Annotated in this window: 14 protein-coding genes, 1 tRNA gene and 2 pseudogenes; 7 read left to right on the forward strand and 10 right to left on the reverse strand. The window is 72.8% G+C overall.

Annotated features, from left to right (window positions below; translation table 11 throughout):
* The first annotated feature begins 457 nt into the window (after positions 1-457).
* Entirely contained in the window at positions 458-1,255 is a 798-nt protein-coding gene (locus V7E46_RS05615; RefSeq protein WP_329178386.1) for a response regulator transcription factor, read from the forward strand.
* On the opposite strand, the gene V7E46_RS05620 is transcribed toward V7E46_RS05615, so the two are convergent.
* Positions 1,214-1,711 carry a MarR family winged helix-turn-helix transcriptional regulator gene (locus tag V7E46_RS05620; protein WP_329178388.1) on the reverse strand — a complete coding sequence of 166 codons (498 nt, stop codon included), beginning with the start codon at positions 1,709-1,711 and terminating at the stop codon, positions 1,214-1,216. The two genes, V7E46_RS05615 and V7E46_RS05620, sit on opposite strands and share 42 nt — an antisense overlap.
* Before the next feature lie 133 nt (positions 1,712-1,844).
* Here V7E46_RS05620 and V7E46_RS05625 point away from each other — a divergent pair, with 133 nt between their 5' ends.
* On the forward strand, positions 1,845-2,672 hold the full coding sequence (locus tag V7E46_RS05625; RefSeq protein WP_333767370.1) for a trans-aconitate 2-methyltransferase: 828 nt from the start codon (positions 1,845-1,847) through the stop codon (positions 2,670-2,672).
* A gap of 26 nt (positions 2,673-2,698) precedes the next feature.
* Here V7E46_RS05625 and V7E46_RS05630 read toward each other — a convergent pair whose 3' ends face one another.
* From V7E46_RS05630 to V7E46_RS05655, 6 genes are all read right to left on the reverse strand, one after another.
* A complete protein-coding gene (locus tag V7E46_RS05630) occupies positions 2,699-3,193 on the reverse strand; it encodes a hypothetical protein (RefSeq protein ID WP_333767371.1) in 495 nt (164 codons plus the stop codon).
* Positions 3,194-3,254: 61 nt separating this feature from the next.
* Positions 3,255-3,848: an aminoacyl-tRNA hydrolase gene (gene pth / locus V7E46_RS05635; protein WP_333767372.1), complete on the reverse strand. Its 594-nt coding sequence runs from the start codon at positions 3,846-3,848 to the stop codon at positions 3,255-3,257.
* Positions 3,849-3,974: 126 nt separating this feature from the next.
* The gene (locus tag V7E46_RS05640; protein WP_329178393.1) at positions 3,975-4,595 is read right to left on the reverse strand and encodes a 50S ribosomal protein L25/general stress protein Ctc; all 621 of its coding nucleotides are present in this window, start codon (positions 4,593-4,595) and stop codon (positions 3,975-3,977) included.
* A 267-nt stretch (positions 4,596-4,862) separates the two neighbouring features.
* Positions 4,863-5,840 (reverse strand): ribose-phosphate diphosphokinase, encoded by a 978-nt coding sequence (locus V7E46_RS05645; protein WP_329178395.1) that lies wholly within the window; start codon positions 5,838-5,840, stop codon positions 4,863-4,865.
* A gap of 229 nt (positions 5,841-6,069) precedes the next feature.
* On the reverse strand, positions 6,070-7,515 hold the full coding sequence (gene glmU / locus V7E46_RS05650) for a bifunctional UDP-N-acetylglucosamine diphosphorylase/glucosamine-1-phosphate N-acetyltransferase GlmU (RefSeq protein ID WP_333767373.1): 1,446 nt from the start codon (positions 7,513-7,515) through the stop codon (positions 6,070-6,072).
* Positions 7,516-7,591: 76 nt separating this feature from the next.
* Positions 7,592-7,662, reverse strand: a tRNA-Gln gene (locus V7E46_RS05655).
* Positions 7,663-7,885: 223 nt separating this feature from the next.
* Between V7E46_RS05655 and V7E46_RS05660 the strand changes: the two genes are divergently transcribed.
* Both V7E46_RS05660 and V7E46_RS05665 read left to right on the forward strand, forming a co-directional pair.
* Entirely contained in the window at positions 7,886-8,881 is a 996-nt protein-coding gene (locus tag V7E46_RS05660; protein ID WP_333767374.1) for an acyl-CoA desaturase, read from the forward strand.
* A 142-nt stretch (positions 8,882-9,023) separates the two neighbouring features.
* The gene (locus V7E46_RS05665; RefSeq protein ID WP_443054001.1) at positions 9,024-9,626 is read left to right on the forward strand and encodes a TetR family transcriptional regulator; all 603 of its coding nucleotides are present in this window, start codon (positions 9,024-9,026) and stop codon (positions 9,624-9,626) included.
* A 58-nt stretch (positions 9,627-9,684) separates the two neighbouring features.
* Here V7E46_RS05665 and ppc read toward each other — a convergent pair whose 3' ends face one another.
* The gene (gene ppc, locus V7E46_RS05670; RefSeq protein ID WP_329178399.1) at positions 9,685-12,441 is read right to left on the reverse strand and encodes a phosphoenolpyruvate carboxylase; all 2,757 of its coding nucleotides are present in this window, start codon (positions 12,439-12,441) and stop codon (positions 9,685-9,687) included.
* A gap of 231 nt (positions 12,442-12,672) precedes the next feature.
* Between ppc and V7E46_RS05675 the strand changes: the two genes are divergently transcribed.
* Complete coding sequence (locus V7E46_RS05675; protein ID WP_333767375.1) at positions 12,673-13,998, forward strand: sensor histidine kinase; 1,326 nt, start codon at positions 12,673-12,675, stop codon at positions 13,996-13,998.
* 201 nt (positions 13,999-14,199) lie between these two features.
* Here the strand turns inward: V7E46_RS05675 and V7E46_RS05680 are convergent, their stop codons facing one another.
* Positions 14,200-15,108, reverse strand: coding sequence for a cellulose-binding protein (locus V7E46_RS05680; RefSeq protein ID WP_333767376.1), 909 nt, complete (start codon positions 15,106-15,108; stop codon positions 14,200-14,202).
* A 282-nt stretch (positions 15,109-15,390) separates the two neighbouring features.
* Positions 15,391-16,563: pseudogene (locus tag V7E46_RS05685) on the reverse strand (SUKH-4 family immunity protein); the annotation flags it as partial.
* Between V7E46_RS05685 and V7E46_RS05690 the strand changes: the two are divergent.
* Positions 16,550-17,461: pseudogene (locus V7E46_RS05690) on the forward strand (DAK2 domain-containing protein); the annotation flags it as partial. The pseudogenes V7E46_RS05685 and V7E46_RS05690 sit on opposite strands and share 14 nt — an antisense overlap.
* A gap of 58 nt (positions 17,462-17,519) precedes the next feature.
* Complete coding sequence (gene recG, locus V7E46_RS05695) at positions 17,520-19,718, forward strand: ATP-dependent DNA helicase RecG (protein ID WP_333767377.1); 2,199 nt, start codon at positions 17,520-17,522, stop codon at positions 19,716-19,718.
* Positions 19,719-19,745: the final 27 nt, after the last annotated feature.

Raw genomic sequence — 19,745 nt, forward strand, 5'->3', positions numbered from 1 at the left:
GGGCTTGTCGCACGGTTCCCCGCGCCCCCGGGGTGGTGCGGTCCGTCCGCACACGACGGCGGGTGGCGGGTTGCTCGCGCCGTTCCCCGCGCCGCTGTATGGCGCCGCCCTACGCGGCAAGTAACCCCGGCCCCGCGGCAGCGGAGGCGTACCCGCCGACGCCACGGCGCCCCGGCCCCGCGGCAGCGGAGGCGCAGGGCGGCCCGGGCGCTGCGCACCGACCTGGATCGCGGGTACAGGCGGAAGCCCAGATTCGGAACTTCCGCCAAGTCGGCGCCAATACCCGGGGGAACCCCTACGCTTTTCCCACAGCGCCGGTGGGGGCCGGCGTTCATCAGGGGGCGAGACGCACGGGATTCGGCACCCGTGCCCGGGGCGGCGGCCCCGTCACGGGTGCCGGATCCCACGCGGTGGCGCCCCGCCACTGGGGGAGTGCCGTACACCGGGAGTGGTGTCCGTGGGACGAATTCGCGTTCTCGTCGTCGATGACCATCGCATCTTCGCCGAGTCGCTCGCCGCCGCACTGGCGGCGGAACCCGACGTCGACGTGTCGGCGGCCGGCAGCGGCCCCGCCGCCCAGCGCTGCCTGGACCGCGCGGCGGTCGACGGCCGGCGTTACGACGTACTGCTGGTCGACGCCGACCTGGGCACAGGTCCGCGGGACCGGCCGCAACTGGCCGCCGTACCACCGCTGTCGGAGCAGCGGCCGGCCGAGCCGCGCGACCCCGTCATCGACGGCCTCGCGCTGGTCGAACGGGTTCGCGCCGAGCACGCCGGCACCCGTACGGTCGTGCTGGCCGAGCGGGACGATCCGGTGCGGGCGGCCGGCGCGCTGCAGGCCGGGGCGTCCGGCTGGGTCGCCAAGGACTGCTCGCTGTCCCGGCTGCTCGCCGTCGTGCGCGGGGTGCTGCGGGACGAGACGCATCTGCCGCCCGCGCTGCTGACCGGCGTCCTGCGGGAGCTGACCGCGGCCCGCAGGCACCGCACCGAGAGCGAGCAGCTGGTCGAGTCGCTGACGCCGCGAGAGCAGGAGGTGCTGCGCTGTATGGTCGCCGGGCTCGGCCGCAAGGCGGTCGCGGAGCGGCTGTTCCTGTCGCCGCACACGGTGCGTACCCATATGCAGAACGTGCTGGGCAAGCTCGGAGTGCACTCGACGCTCGCGGCCGTGGCGCTGGCCCGGCGGGCGGGGGTGGGGCCGGTGGAGCTGGTCCCGTCAGGTGGGGACGTTGTCGAAAGGCGCGGTCAGCTGTCGTAGCAGCGCCGCCAGCTCGGCCCGCTGGGCCCGGCTCAGCTCGCCCAGGATGGCGCGTTCCTGGGCGAGCAGGCCGGCCAGTGCCCGGTCGGCGCGGTCCTGGCCCGCCGGGGTGAGCCTGACCAGCACCCCGCGCCGGTCGAAGGGGTCCGGGAGCCGCTCGACCAGCCGCTTCTCGGCGAGCCTGTCGATCCGGTTGGTCATCGTGCCCGAGGTGACCAGGGTCTGGGTGAGCAGCTGCCCGGGAGAGAGCTGATACGGGGTGCCCGCCCGCCGCAGCGCGGTGAGCACGTCGAATTCCCACGGCTCCAGGCTGTGCTCCGCGAAGGCCAGGCGCCGGGCCCTGTCCAGGTGCCTGGCCAGCCTGCTGACCCGGCTGAGCACCTCAAGCGGTTCGACGTCGAGGTCGGGGCGCTCTCGGCGCCATGCAGCGACCAGCCGGTCGACCTCGTCCTCCATGGAGATCAGTGTAATAGGTCTGTCGATATGAAGTCTCTTGACATCAAGATATCCACAGGAGGAGCCTGGAAAGGGGGCAGAATCCCGCCCTCCGATTCCGGCAGCGGTTCCGTACCACCAGGGAGTACGAACGATGCACGCAGCACCGACGTGGGACCCTCACCAGTATCTCCGGCACGCCACCCACCGCACGCGCCCGTTCCTCGACCTGCTGGCCCGGGTGCCCGGGCTGCCCGGCGGGGACGCCCCGCATATCGCGGACATCGGCTGCGGTCCCGGCAATGTCACCGCGCTGCTCGCCGACCGCTGGCCCGCCGCCCGTATCACCGGCTTCGACAGCTCCCGCGAGATGCTGGCCTCGGCGGCGGACCGCGCGGGAGCCACCGCGGGAGGCGGCTCCCTGGACTTCCGCCTCGCCGACGCCGCCGTGTGGACCCCCGGCGAGCCGTACGACCTGATCGTCTCCAATGCCGCGCTCCAGTGGGTGCCCGGCCACGCCGACCGCTTCGGCGACTGGCTCGGCCACCTCACCCCCGGCGGCACCCTCGCCTTCCAGGTCCCGGGCAATTTCACCGCCCCGAGCCACGCGCTGCTGGCCGAGCTGTGCGACACCCCGCAGTGGCGCGCCCGGCTCGACGGCCACGGCCGCCGCTATGTGCACATCCTCAGCCCGGCCGACTATCTGGAGCGCCTGACGGTGCTCGGCTGCGAGGTGGTGGACGTCTGGGAGTCCACCTATGTGCAACTGCTGGAGGGCGAGGACCCGGTGCTGGAATGGACCAAGGGCACCGCTCTGCGCCCGGTCCTGACAGCCCTGGAGGGCGACCCCGCCGCGGCGCGGGAATTCGTCGGGCAATACCGCGACCTGCTGCGCAAGGCGTATCCGCCGGGGCTGCACGGCACGGTCTTCCCCTTCCGCCGGATCTTCGCCGTCGCCCGCACCGCCGGGAGCGCCCGCTGACCGCCTGACGCGCCCCTTGCGCCCGGCTACAGGGTGAGGAAGGCGCCGGCCAGCAGCGCCGCGCCGCAGGCGGCGAGGGTCCAGGCGGTGCGGCGCATCCGCAGGCCGCCGGCGAGGACGACGGCCGCCAGCAGCAGGGCGCCGCCGAAGGGCACCCAGGCGAAGAGGACACCACCCCAGCCGGCCCTGACGACCTTGTCGGTGCCCGGCTGGACGGCGACCGGGATCCTGGCGCCCGGGGTGTGCCGGATCGGCAGGCTGATGGTGACCCGCGGGCGCGCCACTGCGGTGCCCTTCGGGGCGAAGGGTCCGGTGCATATGGTGTCGCCGCAGTCTGCCAGCGTCATCGTGCCGTGCTCGTGGCCCTTGGTGAGCATCACGTGCTGCGCGGTCCGCCAGGAGTCCCAGGCGCCCGACACCAGCAGCAGCGCCGCCACGGCGGTCACACCGACCACCCGGGCCAGCAGCACAAGTCCCCAAGCGCCCTCCGCCAGGCGGCGGGAACGGCTCCGTTTGACCATGCGGGCGATCTTTGGCCATGGCATGCCGTCCGGTCAACCTGGCGGCACCGCGCTGCCGTGCTCAGCTGTTGTACGTGCTCTGCGCGCGCTCCAGCCCGTCGGCGATCAGCGCCTCGACGGCGTCGGCGGCCCGGTCCACGAACCAGTCCAGCTCTTTGCGCTCGGCCGCCGAGAAGTCCTTGAGCACGAAGGCGGCCACGTCCATCCGCCCGGGCGGGCGGCCGATCCCGGCCCGTACCCGCAGATAGTCCGCGCCGAGCGACTTGGTGATCGACTTGAGCCCGTTGTGGCCGTTGTCGCCGCCGCCGAGCTTGAGCCGCAAGGCGGCGTAGGGGATGTCCAGTTCGTCGTGGACGGCGATGATCCGCTCGGTCGGCACCTTGTAGAAGTCCTTGAGCGCGGTCACCGGGCCGCCGGACAGGTTCATGAACGTCATGGGCTTGGCCAGCACCACCCGGCGGCTCAGGGGTCCCGGCGGGCCGAGCCGGCCCTCCACGACCTGGGCCTGCGCCTTGCCCGACCGCTTGAAGTGCCCGCCGATCCGCTCGGCCAGCAGGTCGGCGACCATGAAGCCGATGTTGTGCCGGTTCGCCGCGTATTCCGGTCCCGGATTGCCCAGGCCGGCCACCAGCCAGGGCGCTGTGCTGTCGGTCATCCACGTCTCCAGGTGTCGGGGCGGGGTCCGGCCCGCCGCGGTTCCCGCGGCGGCGGAACGCACGGCCGCCGCCGCACCCCGCAGGGTGCGGCGGCGGCCGGGAGTCGCCTGGCCGGCGACGCCGGATCAGGCCTCTTCCGAGGCGGCTTCCTCGGCGGGAGCGGCGTCCTCGACGCCCGCCTCGTCCTCGGTCTCGTCGGCGGCCTCGGCCTGCGCGGACACGACCTGGATCACGACGGCGTCCTCGTCGACGGCCAGCGTGGTGCCCTTCGGCAGCGCGATGTCCTTGGCGAGGATGGAGGCGCCGGCCTCCAGGCCCTCGACGCTGACCGTGACGCCCTCGGGAATGTGGGTGGCCTCGGCCTCGACCGGCAGGGTGTTGAGCACGTGCTCCAGCAGGTTGCCGCCCGGGGCCAGCTCGCCCTCGGCGGTGACCGGGATCTCGACGGTGACCTTCTCGCCGCGCTTGACCGACAGCAGGTCGACGTGCTCGATGAAGCCGCGCAGCGGGTCGCGCTGCACCGCCTTGGGGATGACCAGCTCGGCCTTGCCGTCGATGTCCAGCGAGATCAGGACGTTCGCGGTACGCAGCGCGAGCAGCAGCTCGTGGCCGGGGACCGAGACGTGCTGGGGGTCGGCGCCGTGGCCGTAGATGACGGCGGGGACCTGGTTGGCACGGCGGATCCGGCGGGCGGCGCCCTTGCCGAACTCGGTGCGCTGCTGAGCGGCGATCTTGACCTCGGACATGAGGTTCACTCCTCGTGGTGGCAGACGGTACGGTCGCCCGGCCCCGACGGGCCGATCCACAGTTACGAGGAGCGCGTCGATAACGGAGCCGGGTCCGGACCGACAGACGTCCGGGGCCTCCCTCGCCGAGCAACGCGGACAGCGTAACCGGCGGGAAGGCCCCGGACGAAATCGATCTCCCGGTACATCCTGTGATGTACCGATTCTGCGGCGTCGTGCCCCGGCGGGGTGGGAACAGGCCGAGGACGGGCCGAGGTCAGGCCGAGGTCAGTGCGAGTCCTCGAACAGGCTGGTCACCGAGCCGTCCTCGAAGACCTCGCGCACGGCGTTGGCGATGGTCGGCGCCATCGACAGCACGGTGATCTTGTCGAGTTTCAGCTCGTTGGGGGTCGGCAGGGTGTCGGTGAGGATGAACTCGCTGACCCGGGAGTTCTTCAGCCGGTCGGCGGCCGGCCCGGACAGCACGCCGTGGGTGGCGGTGACGATGACGTCCTCGGCGCCATTGGCGAACAGCGCGTCCGCGGCGGCGCAGATCGTACCGCCGGTGTCGATCATGTCGTCGACCAGGACGCAGACCCGGCCCTTGACGTCACCGACGACCTCGTGGACCTTCACCTGGTTGGCGACGTCCGGGTCGCGGCGCTTGTGCACGATGGCCAGCGGCGCGCCCAGCCGGTCGCACCAGCGGTCGGCGACCCTGACCCGGCCGGCGTCCGGCGAGACCACGGTCAGCTTGTCGCGGTCCACCTTGGCGCCGACGTAGTCCGCCAGGATCGGCAGGGCGAAGAGATGGTCGACAGGGCCGTCGAAGAAGCCCTGGATCTGGTCGGTGTGCAGGTCGACGGTCAGGATGCGGTCGGCGCCCGCGGTCTTGAACAGGTCGGCGATCAGCCGGGCCGAGATCGGCTCGCGGCCGCGGTGCTTCTTGTCCTGCCGTGCGTAGCCGTAGAAGGGGACGATCACGGTGATGCTGCGTGCGGAAGCCCTCTTCAGGGCGTCCAGCATGATCAGCTGCTCCATGATCCACTGGTTGATGGGGCGGGTGTGGCTCTGGATCAAAAAGCAGTCGGCGCCGCGCGCCGACTCCTGGAACCGCACATAGATCTCGCCGTTGGCGAAGTCGAAAGCCTTGGTCGGCACCAGCTCGACTCCGAGTTCCCGTGCCACCGCCTCCGCCAGATCGGGGTGGGCGCGGCCGGAGAAGAGCATCAACTTCTTCTCACCGGTCGTCTTGATCCCGGTCACTGCACCGTCTCCTTGGTGTTCGACTGGTGTTCGACACAGCGACGCCCCGAAGAGGGCGTGCTGGCGGAATTGTGTGCACCCCACACGGTACGCCCCCTCCGGCGCATCTGTGCACCTCGGAAGGGCTGATGAGACGGCCCTCACTCACCCGTTCGGCAACGCGTGCGGGACTCGGGGAAAGGCGCGGCTCACTCGTTCGAAGACCTGCCGCGCCGAACGCCGCCAGGTGCTATTCGTCCCGCTTGGCGCGTTCCGCGGCATGCGCGGCGGCGCTGCCCGGGCGCTTGCGGGCGACCCAGCCCTCGATGTTGCGCTGCTGCCCGCGGGCCACCGCGAGCGACCCGGCGGGCACGTCCTTGGTGATCACCGAGCCGGCCGCCGTGTAGGCGCCGTCGCCGACCACCACCGGTGCGACGAACATGTTGTCGGAGCCGGTCTTGCAGTAACTGCCGATCGTGGTGTGGTGCTTGGCCTCGCCGTCGTAGTTGACGAAGACGCTGGCCGCGCCGATGTTGGTGTGCTCGCCGATGGTGGCGTCACCCACATAGCTCAGGTGCGGCACCTTGGTGCCGTCGCCGATCGAGGCGTTCTTCATCTCGACGTACGTGCCCGCCTTGGCGCCCCGGCCGAGCTTGGCGCCGGGCCGCAGGTACGCGTACGGGCCGACGCTCGCCTCGGGGCCGATCTCCGCCTCCTGCGCCACGGTGTTCGACACCCGGGCGCCCGCGCCGACCACTGTGTCGGTGAGCGTGCAGTTCGGGCCGACCTCGGCGCCCTCGGCCACCCTGGTGGCGCCGAGCAGTTGCGTGTTGGGGTGGATCAGGGTGTCGGGCTCCAGCACCACGTCGGCGTCCAGCCAGGTGGACGCCGGGTCCACCACGGTGGCGCCGTCCAGCATGGCGCGGTGCAGCAGCCGGTCGTTGAGGACCCGGCGGGCCTCGGCGAGCTGCACCCGGTTGTTCACCCCGGCGATCTCCTGGTGGTCGGCCGCCGTGTACGCGCCTACCCGGTGCCCGGCCTCGCGCAGGATCGCCAGAGTGTCGGTCAGATACTCCTCGGCCTGCGCGTTGTCCGTGGTGATCCTGCCGAGCGCCTCGGCGAGCAGGGCGGCGTCGTAGGCGTAGACCCCGGAGTTGATCTCGGTGATGGCCTGCTGGTCGGGCGAGGCGTCCTTCTGCTCGACGATCGCGGTGACCTGGCCGTCGGTCAGGTCCCGCACGATCCGCCCGTAGCCGTTCGGGTCGGGCACCTTCGCGGTGAGCACCGTCACCGCGTTGCCGTCGGCCTGGTGCGCGGACACCAGGGTGGCCAGGGTCTGCGCGGTCAGCAGCGGCGTGTCGCCGTAGGTCACCACGACGGTCCCGTCCGGGGTGACGCCCTGCTCGGCCAGCTCGCCGAGGCCGACGCGGACCGCGTGCCCCGTGCCGTTCTGCTCGTCCTGCACGGCGGTCAGCGCCGCCGGGTCGGCCGCCGCCAGGTGCTCGGTGACCTGCTCGCGCCCGTGTCCGACGACCACGACCAGCTGCTCCGGGTCCAGGGCGCGGGCGGCGGCGACCACATGGCCGAGCAGCGTACGGCCGCAGATCGGGTGCAGGACCTTCGGGGTGGCCGACTTCATGCGTGTGCCCTCACCCGCGGCGAGGACGACGACGGCAGCCGGGCGTGTGGGGCTCACGGGGGAGACTCCTGGGCTTTCGAGTGCAGGACAACCCGCAGGATACCGAGGGCTTCCCCGATACGACCGCGTACAGCTCCGCCGCCAGGATTCGAACCCGGACTTAAGGCACCAAAAGCCCCAGTGCTGCCATTACACCACGGCGGATCAACTCGGCCCTCCCGTTGTCGCGTCGGGATGGCCGGGCAGTCGGTCCCATCATGCCGTACCCGGCGGGGTGGACGCGACGGAGATCCGGGTAGAGATCGTTCGGCGGGCGACGGCCACGGTCCTGTCGTCCGCCGTGCACCGCTGCAATACTTACGGCGGCGTAGGTTACGGACGTAACCCTAGATACAGCCCCCCACTTCCACATCCGCAAGGGACACACATGACCACACAGACGGACGTGATCACCGAGTCCCGGGAACCGGACCCCGGGACGCCAGGACAGGAGTCGCCGTATCTCGGCACCCTCGGTGGCGAGAGCAAGCGCTCGATCGAGCAGATCGCGCTCCTGCTCTTCATCTGCATTCCCTTCGTCGCGCTGGCCGCCGCGGTGCCGCTGGCCTGGGGCCGCGGCATGAGCTGGCTCGATGTCGGCCTGATGGTGGGTATGTACTACCTGGGCTGCCACGGCATCACCATCGGCTTCCACCGGCACTTCACCCACGGCTCGTTCAAGGCCAACAGGCCGCTGAAGATCGCGCTGGCCATCGCCGGCTCGATGGCCGTCGAGGGCCCGATCGTGCGCTGGGTCGCCGACCACCGCAGGCACCACAAGTTCAGCGACGCGGAAGGCGACCCGCACAGCCCGTGGCGGTACGGCGAGACGCTGCCCGCGCTGATGAAGGGCCTGTGGTGGGCGCACATGGGCTGGCTCTTCGACGAGGAGCAGACCTCGCAGGGCAAATACGCCCCCGACCTGGTCAAGGACCCGGCGATCCGGCGGATCTCCCGCGACTTCTGGCTGTGGACGGTGATCTCCCTGATGCTGCCGCCGCTGGTGGGCGGCCTGGTCACGATGTCCTGGTACGGCGCCTTCACCGCGTTCTTCTGGGGGTCGCTCGTTCGGGTGGCCCTGCTGCACCATGTGACGTGGTCCATCAACTCCATCTGCCACGCGGTCGGCAAGCGCCCGTTCAAGTCGCGGGACCGCTCGGGCAACGTGTGGTGGCTCGCGGTGCTGTCCTGCGGCGAGTCGTGGCACAACCTCCACCACGCCGACCCCACCTCCGCCCGGCACGGCGTCCTGCGCGGCCAGGTCGACTCAAGCGCCCGCCTCATCCGCTGGTTCGAACTCGCCGGCTGGGCGACCGACGTGCGCTGGCCGTCCGCCGAACGGATCGCCGCCCGGCGTAAAGAAGGCATCAGTGAAGCGGCATGATTGAGCAGTGAGCGACGGCAGAGACGACAGGGCGACGACGACCCCCCCGGCCCCACCGGTCCCACCCGATCCGGCCGCCTCTGGCCAGGCCAGGCCTGACACCGCCCCCGCACCCGCCGTGCGCCGCGCTCGCCGGGTCCGTATGACCGGCAAGGAGCGCCGCGAGCAACTGCTCGACATCGGTCGGACGCTGATCGCGGAACGCGGCTTCGAGGGCACGTCGGTCGAGGAGATCGCCCACAAGGCCGGCGTGTCCAAGCCGGTGGTCTACGAGCACTTCGGCGGCAAGGAGGGCCTGTACGCCGTCGTGGTCGACCGGGAGATGCGCCGGCTGCTCGACATGGTCACCGGCGCCCTCACCGGCGGCCATCCGCGTGAACTCCTCGAACAGGCCGCCTTCGCGCTCCTCGACTACATCGAGCAGTACACCGACGGCTTCCGCATCCTGGTGCGCGACTCGCCTGTCGCCCAGTCCACCGGCACTTTCGCGTCGCTGATCAGCGACATCGCCACCCAGGTCGAGGACATCCTCGGCCACGAGTTCAAGCAGCGCGGCTTCGACCCCAAGCTCGCCCCGATGTACGCGCAGGCCCTGGTCGGCATGGTCGCGCTGACCGGCCAGTGGTGGCTGGACGCCCAGCGCCCCGACAAGTCCGAGGTGGCCGCCCACCTGGTCAACCTGTCCTGGAACGGCCTGTCCGGCCTCGAACCGCGCCCACGGCTGATCGGCCACCGCAAGAACTGACAGGTCCGCCCCCGGCCCGGACGGGCACGGGGGCGGACCTGCCGGTGCGGGGCCGGGCTCAGCCGGTGTTGCGCAGGCCCGCCGCCACGCCGTTGACCGTCAGCAGCAGCGCGCGGGACAGCAGCGGGTCGGGGGTCTCGCCGCGTGCGGCGGCTTCCCGCTGGCGGGCCAGCAGGGTGACCTGGAGGTAGGAGATCGGGTCGAGGTACTGGTCGCGGATGTGGAAGGTCTGCGCCAGGACCGGGCTGGCGGCGAGCAGCTCCGACTCGCCGGTCAGCCGCAACACCTCACGCACGGTCAGCTCGTGCTCGGCCTCGATCGTTTCGAAGACGTGCTTGAGCTCGTCGGGCACCAGGCTGTCGACGTAGTGGCGGGCGATCCGCAGGTCGGTCTTGGCCAGCGTCATCTCGACGTTGGACAGGAAGTTGCGGAAGAAGTGCCACTGCCCGTGCGCCTCCTCCAGGACCGAGTCAAGGCCCGCCTCGCGGGCCGCCTTCAGGCCCGTCCCGACGCCGAACCAGCCGGGGACGATCTGCCGGGACTGCGTCCAGCCGAAGACCCATGGGATGGCGCGCAGCCCGTCCAGGCCCGCCCCCGAGTCGGGGCGGCGCGACGGGCGCGAGCCCAGGTGCAGCTCGCCGAGCTGGTCGACGGGGGTGGAGGCGAAGAAGTACGGCGGCAGGTCGGGGTCCTCGACCAGCGTGCGGTAGGCGCCGTGGGCGGCCTCCGAGACGATGTCCATCGCCGCGTCCCAGCGGGCCAGCGCCTCGTCGGACTGCCGGGGCGCGGTGTGCAGGGCGGACGCCTGGAGCGTGGCGGCGACCGTCAGCTCCAGGTTCTCCCTGGCCAGCGACGGGATCAGATACTTGTCGGAGATGACCTCGCCCTGCTCGGTCACCTTGATCTCGCCCTCCAGAGTGCCCCACGGCTGGGCGAGGATCGCGGTGTGCGAGGGGCCGCCGCCGCGGCCGACGGTGCCGCCGCGGCCGTGGAAGAGCCGCAGCCGCACCCCGTGCCGGTGCGCCACGTCGCGCAGCCGGCGCTGGGCCCGGTGGATCTCCCACTGCGAGGTGGTGATGCCGCCGAACTTCGAGGAGTCGGAGTAGCCGAGCATCACCTCCTGCACATCGCCGCGCAGCGACACCAGCCGCCGGTAGGACGGGTCGGACAGCATCTCGTCCAGCAGCTTGTCGGCGATCTTCAGCTCGTCGGTGGTCTCCAGCAGCGGCACGATGCCGATCTTCGCGACCCCGGTGTGCAGGTCGATCAGCCCCGCCTCGCGGGCGAGCACGGCGGCGGCGAAGACGTCGTCGGAGCCCAGGCACATCGAGATGATGTACGACTCCACGACCTCCGGGCCGAAGCGCACGAAGGCCTCGCTGATGGTGTGGAAGACGCCGAGCGTCTTGGCGCCCGCCTCGTCCAGCGGCGCCGGGGTCGGCGCCAGCGGGCGGCGCGAGCGCAGCTCCTTGGCGAGCAGCTTGCGGCGGTAGTCGCGCGGCATGTCCGCGTACCGCCAGGACTCCTCGCCGAGCCGGTCGAAGAGCTGGCCCAGCGCGTGGTGGTGGGCCTCGGCGTGCTCGCGGACGTCCATCGTGGCCAGTTGCAGGCCGAAGGCCGACAGGGTGCGGATCGTCCGGTCCATCCGGCCGTCGGCGATCAGGCCGCCGCGGTGGGCGCGCAGCGAGTCCTGGATCTGCTGGAGGTCCTCCAGCAGGCCCGCGGTGCCCAGGTAGTCGCGGCCCGGGACGTGCGGGGTGCCGCCTGCCAGCCGCTCGCGGGTGTTGATCAGCTTCTGCCGGATGCAGGTGGCCTTGAGCCGGTAGGGCTCCTCGGCGTTGAGCCGCTTGTAGCGCGGGCTGATCTCGGGCAGCGCCACCAGGTCGGTGGCGAGCGAGTCGAGCAGCTCGCTGCTCGCGCCGGAGTTGCGGATCGAGTTGGACAGCGCGCCGCGCAGGAAGTCGACCAGCTCGAGCGCGTCGGTGATGCCGTGCTCGTGCTGGAGGATCAGCACGTCCCAGGTGACCTCGGGGGTCACATTGGGATTGCCGTCCCGGTCGCCGCCGATCCAGGTGCCGAAGGTCAGCGGGCGGGTCCCTGGCGGCAGCGGCACGCCGACCCGCTCCAGCTCGGCGGCCAGGTCCTCCAAAACGTCGCCGACCGCGACCGCGTGCAGCTCGTCGAGGTAGTAGATCGCGTTGCGCGCCTCGTCGGCGGGCTCGGGGCGTACCACCCGCAGCTCGTCGGTCTGCCACAGCAGGTCGATGTTCTCGGCCAGCCGCAGATCGGCGCGCCGCCGGTCGCCGGTGCTGCCCTCGCCGGCGCCGTGGCCGTCCTCCAGCAGCTCGGCGATCCGCCGCAGCTTGTTCAGCACCGAGCGGCGGGCCGCCTCGGTGGGGTGCGCGGTGAAGACCGGCCGCACGTTGAGATTGCGCACGGACTCGCGCACGTGCTCGGGGTCGCCGTCCTTGAGCAGGTCGGCGGTCTGGGCGAGCAGGCCGCCCTCGAGCGCCCGGCGGGCCCGCAGGTCCCGGCCGCGGTGCACCTGCTCGGTGACGTTCGCCAGGTGGAAGTAGGTGGAGAAGGCGCGGACCAGCTTCGCGGCGGTCTCCAGGTCGGTGTCGCCCAGAAGCGCGGCGGCGGCCTCGCCGTCGCTGCGGGTCAGGGCACGGACCTTCTCGACCAGGTCGAGCAGTTCCTGGCCCTCCTGCCGCACCAGGGTGCCGCCCAGCAGCTCCCCCAGGCGTCGGATGTCGGCACGCAGGGCGGTACTGCTGGCGGTACTGCTGTCCGGGGCGGTGTCGGCGCTGCTCACAGGTGCGGCTCCTTGTGCAGGGGAAGTGGACGGCGTACTCGCGGACCGCGCTGTCCGGCCGTTCAAGGATAGGTCGCGGCCCGTCCGGCGAGACGGCCAGCCCATCTGGCGGACAGCGCGGCGGCGCCGGGCGGCGCGGGGATGGACAGCGGGAGACCCGCCGGTGACGCTGCGGCACCCGGCCGGTATGCGGCCGGTGCACCGGTGCGGGCACCGCCTACGCTGGACGCCATGAGTACGACGGGGGCGCACGTACCGGATGACGGCGCCGGAGGAGGTGCGGCAGCCGCCATCGCGGCGGTGGTGCCGCCCCGTGCCGGCTGGTGGTGGTGGCAGCGGCGGCGCAGCTTCGTCCTGGACCTGGTGCTGGCCGCGGTCTCCGCAATCGAGTGCGCCTTCGAGGGTGCGACCTTCGCCGACCGCACCGGCATCCTGCCGAGCGCGGGGGCGCTGCTCGGGGTGTGCGTCGGCTCGGTCCTGGTGCTGCGGCGCCGCTGGCCGGTCACGGTGGTGCTGGTCGGCATCGCCATGACGCCGGCCCAGATGGGCTTCCTGCTGTCCCTGGTCGGCCTCTACACGCTGGCCGCCTCCGAGGTGCCGCGGCGGATCACCGCCGCGCTCGCCGGGATGAACGGCTTCGGCACCCTGCTAGTCGCCTTCCTCCAATTCCAGGACAATCTGCGCAACTCCGACGACGGCACCTCCATGGGGATGCCGCTGACGCTGATCGTCTCCGCCCTCATGGCGCTCGGCCTGACCGGTCCTCCGGTGCTGCTCGGCCTCTACGTACGCGCCAGGCGCCGGCTGGTGGAGAGCCTGCGGGAGCGCGCCGACGGACTGGAACGGGAACTGGAGCTGCTCGCGGAGAAGGCCGTCGAGCGGGCGGAGCGGGCCAGGGCGGAGGAGCGGACGCGCATCGCCCGCGACATGCACGACGTCGTCGCCCACCGGGTGAGCCTGATGGTCGTGCACGCCGCCGCGCTCAAGGCGGTCGCGCTCAAGGACCCGCAGAAGGCGTCGGCCAGCGCGGAACTGCTCGGCGACATGGGACGGCAGGCGCTCACCGAACTGCGCCAGATGCTGGGGGTCCTGCGGACGGCCGCCGCGCCCGTACAGGTCGCCGCCGTGCGGGCGGACGCGGTGCGGGCGGAGGCCGCGGCGGACGGTCCCAGCCTCGCGCGGCTCGCCGCGCTCATCGAGGAGTCGCAGGCGGCGGGAATGGGCGTCGAGTTGACCGTCGAGGGCGCGGAGCGGCCGTGCGGGGCGCGGATCGAGGCCACGGTCTACCGCGTCGTGCAGGAAGCGCTCACCAATGTGCACAAGCACGCGGCAGGCGCGAAGGCGGTCGTCCTGCTGGCCTACCGCGAGGCGGAGGTCGCGGTCCTCATCACCAACGGCCCCTCCGACGGCTCCGCGCAGGCCGCGCTGCCAAGCGGCGGCCACGGACTGCTCGGCATGAAGGAGCGGGTCACCGCGCATGGCGGCGGCTTCGCCGCGGGACCGACCGCGGACGGCGGCTTCCGCGTCTCGGCCATGGTGCCGTTGCGCAGCGCCTGACCCCGCGGGTGCGCCGAGGCGGGCGCGGTCCATGGCGGCGGCTTCCCGCGGCGACGGCGCGGTCCATGGCGGCGGCTTCGCTTCATGCGCGGGCTGCGGCTTCGTCAGTGGTGACGCCTCGTGCAGGGCTGCGGCTCCGTGCAGGGTGGCGCATCCGTGCAGGGTGACGGCGTCGTGCATGGCCGCGGCGACGGGCCGGAACTACTGCTCGTCGGGGGGCGGGGCGTGGCGGCCGGTGAGGGCGGCCAGTGTGGTGCGGACATGGGCGAGGTGGGAGCGGATCTCGTCACGGTGCTCCTCGTGGGTACGCAGCGCACGCTCGCTCTCGCGCCGGACGCGGTCCTCGTGCAGCCGTGCCTGCGCGAGCGTCGAGGAGGCGCGCTGCTCGGCCTCCTCCTGCTCGGTGCGCAGCGCCTCCTCGGCGGCGGCCCGCTCCTTGTGCGCCGCGTCGAGCTGCCGCTCCGCGTCGGCGAGGACATCGGCCAGCCGGCTGTCGACGCCGGCCTCGCGCTCGGCGAGTTCGTGTTCGAGGGTGTCGACGCGTTCCTGCCGCTCCTTGTCGGCCTCGGCCGTACTGCGGTCGACGTCCGCCTGCATGGCGTCGAGCGTCCGCTCGGCCTCGCCGCGTACGGCGTCCGCCTCGGCGCGGGCCTGGCCGAGGATTTCGGCGGCGTGGCCGCACGCCTGGTCGAGCGTCCGCTGGGCCTGGTCCTCGGCGGCGGCAAGCCGGGCTGAGGCGGCGGCACGGGCCTCGTCCTGGAGGGCGCGGCGGGCGGTCTCGGCGGCGTCCCTGGCGTACTGCGCCTCGGCCTCGGCGCGTTCCCGCACGGCCGCGGCCTCTTCCTCGACCAGCTGCATCAGCTCCTGGGCGCCGGGGCCGAGAGCCGCGAAGGTCTCCGGCGGGAGGGCGCCGACCTGTTCGCGCAGGGCGACGCATTCCGCGTCCATCTCATTGGCGAGGACGGTGAGCCGGGCGGCGCGTTCCCAGGCGGCGTCGCGGTCCTCCGACAGCTCTTCGAGGAAGCGGTCCACCTGGTCGGGGCGATAGCCGTGGGCGCGCCCGCGCGTCTGCTCGAAGCCTGTTGACGATGCGGTCGTGTTGCTGCTCATCCGTCTGCCCCTCTTCCCCGCTGGCGTACCGCTGGTGACCTCGCCGTTCCTTCGTCTCCATTTATGACTTATGACCGAATTGTACGAGCTACGACACTCCGACTGCTCTCCTACCCGGAAAACGCCGGAGGGGGGGGGGGGGGGGGGGGGGGGGGGGGGGGGGGGGGGGGGGGGGGGGGGGGGGGGGGGGGGGGGGGGGGGGGNCCCCCCCCCCCCCCCCCCCCCCCCCCCCCCCCCCCCCCCCCCCCCCCCCGCGGCCTGCCGCGGTGAACCGTCCGCCTGTTACAGCAGCCCGTCCCACATCTGCTCTATCAGCACCGACCACCAGTTGTCGGGCGATGCGATCGCCGCCGGGTCCTGGGCGGCCAGCTGCGCCTGGAAGTCCACCGTCCAGTGCCCCGCCTGCTCGGGCGTGAGCCCGATCCGCAGCCGCCACATCCGGCCCAGCAGCGCCAGGCTGCGGGCGAATTCGGGCAGGCTGGAGTTCACGAACTGCGGCGCCGCGGGAGGCGAACCCGCGGGTCCCCCCTCCAGCGGCAGCGCCACAATGTGCGCGGTGCCGTACTGCACGCACAGCTGACGGCCGAAGTCGTTGCCCATCACCAGGTACGAGCCCGCGTCCGCGGCCGGCTGCACACCGCGGGAGGCGGCCAGCTCCGCCAGCGTCGGCACCGGCTGGCCGGGCTGGGCCTGTGCCCAGAAGAACGGCCCGAAGTCCACCGGCAGTCCGGCCCACACCAGGGTCTGCGCCACGATGTCGGGCACCCCCTGCCGGGAGACGGCCCGCTGGTCGAACCGGAAGATCCCGGGCGGCCCGAAGGCGCCCGCCAGTTCCTGCCCGATGACGTCCAGACCGACCGGCGGCACCCGCAGCACGGTGTGCGGGTCGGGCATCGGCACCCGCTGCGGCTGCGGGCGGGCGGGGGCGCCCGCCACCTGGTGCAGTTCGCCCTGGTGCGTCAGCAGGTGCTGTACGCCCTGCCGGCGGCTCGCGTGGTCCCTGCCGTAGGGGGCGGTGTGGCTGATCCGCACCTGCGGCCAGGTCTCCCGGATCATCCGGGTGCAGTAACCGCCGGGCAGGTCGCAGGACTCCAGCTCCGTGTGCAGTTCGAGCACCTGCTCCGGGCGCACCCCGGCCGACCGCAGTTCGTGCAGGATCTGCCACTCGGGATGCGGGGTGCCGGGCGCCGACCGGCGGATCAGCTGCTGCTCGCTGCCGTCCTGGCCGCGGTAGCGCAGCACCGCCATGTAGCCGGGTCCCACGGTCGGCACACCGGCGGGCGGCTGCGGATAGCCGTACGCGGGTGCGGGCGGCGGCGCGGCCGGTCCCGCACCGGCGAAGGGCCCGGGCGGCGGGGGCGGCGGTGTGCCGCCCAGAGCCGGCCCGGTGACCGCGGGTCCGGCGAGCATGGTGGCGGCGTAGTGCGGGTCGCTGTTCGGCGGCGGCGGCGGACCCGCGTACGAGGTGATCTACCTGCTGGAGGCGCCGCCCGCCGCGATCCCGCCGCTGCGCGCCCGGCTCGACGCGCTCGGCGACTCCCTGGTCGTGGTCGGCGGCGACGGCCTGTGGAACGTCCATGTGCACGTCGACGACGTGGGCGCCGCCATCGAGGCGGGCATCGAGGCCGGCCGGCCGTACCGCATCCGCGTCACGCACTTCGGCGAGCAGGTCCGCAGCACCGCGGGGCGCCACGAGCGGGCCGTCGTGGCGCTGGTGCGCGGCGACGGCATGGCCGAACTGTGCGCGCAGGCCGGGGCCGTGGTGGTCGCCGTACGCCCCGGGGACCCGCCCGCCAGCGGTGAGATCGCCGCCGCGATCCGCGCGGCGCACGCCCGCGAGGTGATACTGCTGCCGAACGACAGCGACCTGCGGCCCGCGGCCGGCGCCGCCGTCGAGCAGGCCCGCGCGGACGGCGTGCGCGTCGCCCTGATCCCCACCCGCTCCGCGGTCCAGGGCATCGCCGCGCTCGCCGTCCACGAGCCGTCCCGCCGTTTCGACGAGGACGTCGTCGCGATGACGTCCGCGGCCGGCGCGACCCGCTACGCGGAACTCGCCGTCGCCGAGCGCGAGTCGTGGACCATGGCGGGCGTCTGCCAGGCCGGCGACGTCCTCGGCCTGATCGACGGCGACGTCGCCGTGATCGGCCCGGGCGTCGTGGACACCGCTGTCCGCGTCCTGGACCGGATGCTCGCGGCCGGCGGCGAGATGGTCACCCTCGTGCTGGGCGCCACCGCGCCCGCGGGCCTCGCCGCCCGCCTGGAGTCCCACGTCCGCGACACCCACATGGCGGTGGACACCGTGACGTACGAGGGCGGGCAGGCGTCGTGCCCGCTGCTGATCGGCGTCGAGTAGCGGCGGGCGGCGCGGGGGAGCCGCCGGTTTGTCAGGGGGGTGCGCCAAGATGGTGGTGATGACTGGCAACCCGTTGGACGAACCGCTGCGCAAGCTCGTCGGCGACCGCACCGCCAAGGTGCTCGGCGAGCATCTCGGCCTGCACACCACAGGGGACCTGCTGCACCACTACCCGCGGCGGTATGCCGAGCGCGGGGAGCTGACACGGCTGGCCGACCTGCCGGTGGACGAGTACGTGACCGTGGTGGCGCAGATCTCCAAGGCGGACAAGCGGACGTACGGCGGCGGGTCCGGCGTACGGCTCGAAGTCGTGGTCAGCGACGGCAGCGGGTCGCTGACGCTGGTGTTCTTCAGCAAGGCCGCCCACGCGCACGCGCACCGGCTGATCCCCGGTCGGCGGGGGATGTTCTCCGGGAAGGTGTCGGTCTTCAACCGGACGCGGCAGCTCGCGCACCCCGACTACCAGCTGCTGGACGCGGACGAGGGCGAGGCGGAGGTCGACGCCTTCGCGAACCGGCTGATCCCGCTGTATCCGGCGTGCAAGCAGATCACCTCGTGGAAGATCGCGCAGGCCGTCGAGACCGCGCTCAACTCGCTGGCCGGCACCGGCTGGGCGGGCGTCGGCGAGCCGCTGCCCGCCCAGCTGCGCGAGACCCGCGGTCTCGCCCCGCTGCCCGAGGCGCTGGAGAAGGTGCACCGGCCGCGTACGAAGGCCGACATCGCCGCGGCCAGGGACCGGCTGCGCTGGGACGAGGCGTTCGTGCTCCAGGTCGCGCTGGCGCGCCGCCGGGCCGCGGAGTCGGCGCTGCCCGCGGTGCCCCGCCGGCCGGCCGCCGACGGGCTGCTCGCGGCCTTCGACGCGAAGCTGCCGTTCACGCTCACCGAGGGCCAGCGCAGCGTGTCAGCCGAGGTCTTCGCGGACCTGGCCACCGACCACCCGATGCACCGGCTGCTCCAGGGCGAGGTCGGCTCGGGCAAGACCCTGGTGGCGCTGCGGGCGATGCTCGGCGTGGTGGACGCGGGCGGGCAGGCGGCGATGCTGGCGCCGACCGAGGTGCTGGCGCAGCAGCACCACCGCTCGATCACCGAGATGATGGGCGGCCTCGCGGAGTCCGCGGGAATGCTCGGCGGGTCCGAGCTGGGCACGAAGGTGGTGCTGCTGACCGGTTCGATGGGCACTCCCGCCCGCCGGCAGGCGCTGCTGGACCTGGTGACGGGCGAGGCCGGGATCGTGGTGGGCACCCACGCGCTGATCGAGGACAAGGTCAAATTCCGCGACCTGGGGCTCGTCGTGGTCGACGAGCAGCACCGCTTCGGGGTCGAGCAGCGCGACGCGCTGCGGGCCAAGGCGCCGCAGCCGCCGCATCTGCTGGTGATGACCGCCACCCCGATCCCGCGGACGGTGGCGATGACGGTCTTCGGCGACCTGGAGACCTCGGTGCTCGACCAGCTGCCGGCCGGGCGCTCGCCGATCGCGACCCATGTCGTACCGGCGGCGGAGAAGCCGCACTTCCTCAGCCGGGCCTGGGAGCGGGTGCGCGAGGAGGCCGAGGGCGGGCACCAGGCGTATGTGGTGTGCCCGCGGATCGGCGACGACGAGGACGGCGGGGCCGCGGCGAAGAAGGCCGACGACGCCGAGCGCAGGCCGCCGCTCGCCGTGCTGGAGGTCGCCGAGCAGATCGCCGCGGGACCGCTGCGCGGCCTGCGGGTCGAGGTGCTGCACGGGCGGATGGCGCCGGACGCCAAGGACGACGTGATGCGGCGCTTCGCGGCCGGCGAGGTCGACGTGCTGGTGGCGACCACGGTGATCGAGGTCGGGGTGAACGTGCCGAATGCCACCGCCATGGTGATCATGGACGCGGACCGCTTCGGCGTCTCGCAGCTGCACCAGTTGCGCGGCCGGGTCGGCCGGGGGTCAGCGCCCGGCCTGTGCCTGCTGGTCTCCGAGGCGCCCGAGGCGAGCCCGGCGCGCGGCCGGCTCGACGCGGTGGCCGCCACCCTGGACGGCTTCGAGCTGTCCGAGATCGACCTCCAGCAGCGCCGCGAGGGCGATGTGCTGGGCCAGGCGCAGTCCGGGTCCCGCTCGTCGCTGCGGATGCTGACGGTCATCGAGGACCGGGACGTGATCGAGCAGGCCAGGCAGGAGGCCGTCGAGGTGGTCGCGGCCGACCCGGAGCTGACCGGCCACCCCGACCTGCGCAGCGCGCTCGACAGCCTGCTGGACGCCGACCGCGAGCAGTATCTCGACAAGGGCTGACCGGCCGGGCCGGATAGGGTGCGGAGG

Source organism: Streptomyces sp. IBSBF 2435 (assembly GCF_036815005.1).
Taxonomy (GTDB): domain Bacteria; phylum Actinomycetota; class Actinomycetes; order Streptomycetales; family Streptomycetaceae; genus Actinacidiphila.

Excerpts from the sequence above, each read along its gene's own strand:
- V7E46_RS05620 (WP_329178388.1), bottom strand. The coding sequence starts at position 1,711 with ATGGAGGACGAGGTCGACCGGCTGGTCGCTGCATGGCGCCGAGAGCGC.
- V7E46_RS05625 (WP_333767370.1), top strand. The coding sequence starts at position 1,845 with ATGCACGCAGCACCGACGTGGGACCCTCACCAGTATCTCCGGCACGCC.
- V7E46_RS05630 (WP_333767371.1), bottom strand. The coding sequence starts at position 3,193 with ATGGTCAAACGGAGCCGTTCCCGCCGCCTGGCGGAGGGCGCTTGGGGA.
- pth (WP_333767372.1), bottom strand. The coding sequence starts at position 3,848 with ATGACCGACAGCACAGCGCCCTGGCTGGTGGCCGGCCTGGGCAATCCG.
- V7E46_RS05640 (WP_329178393.1), bottom strand. The coding sequence starts at position 4,595 with ATGTCCGAGGTCAAGATCGCCGCTCAGCAGCGCACCGAGTTCGGCAAG.
- V7E46_RS05660 (WP_333767374.1), top strand. The coding sequence starts at position 7,886 with ATGACCACACAGACGGACGTGATCACCGAGTCCCGGGAACCGGACCCC.
- V7E46_RS05665 (WP_443054001.1), top strand. The coding sequence starts at position 9,024 with ATGACCGGCAAGGAGCGCCGCGAGCAACTGCTCGACATCGGTCGGACG.
- V7E46_RS05675 (WP_333767375.1), top strand. The coding sequence starts at position 12,673 with ATGAGTACGACGGGGGCGCACGTACCGGATGACGGCGCCGGAGGAGGT.
- V7E46_RS05680 (WP_333767376.1), bottom strand. The coding sequence starts at position 15,108 with ATGAGCAGCAACACGACCGCATCGTCAACAGGCTTCGAGCAGACGCGC.
- recG (WP_333767377.1), top strand. The coding sequence starts at position 17,520 with ATGACTGGCAACCCGTTGGACGAACCGCTGCGCAAGCTCGTCGGCGAC.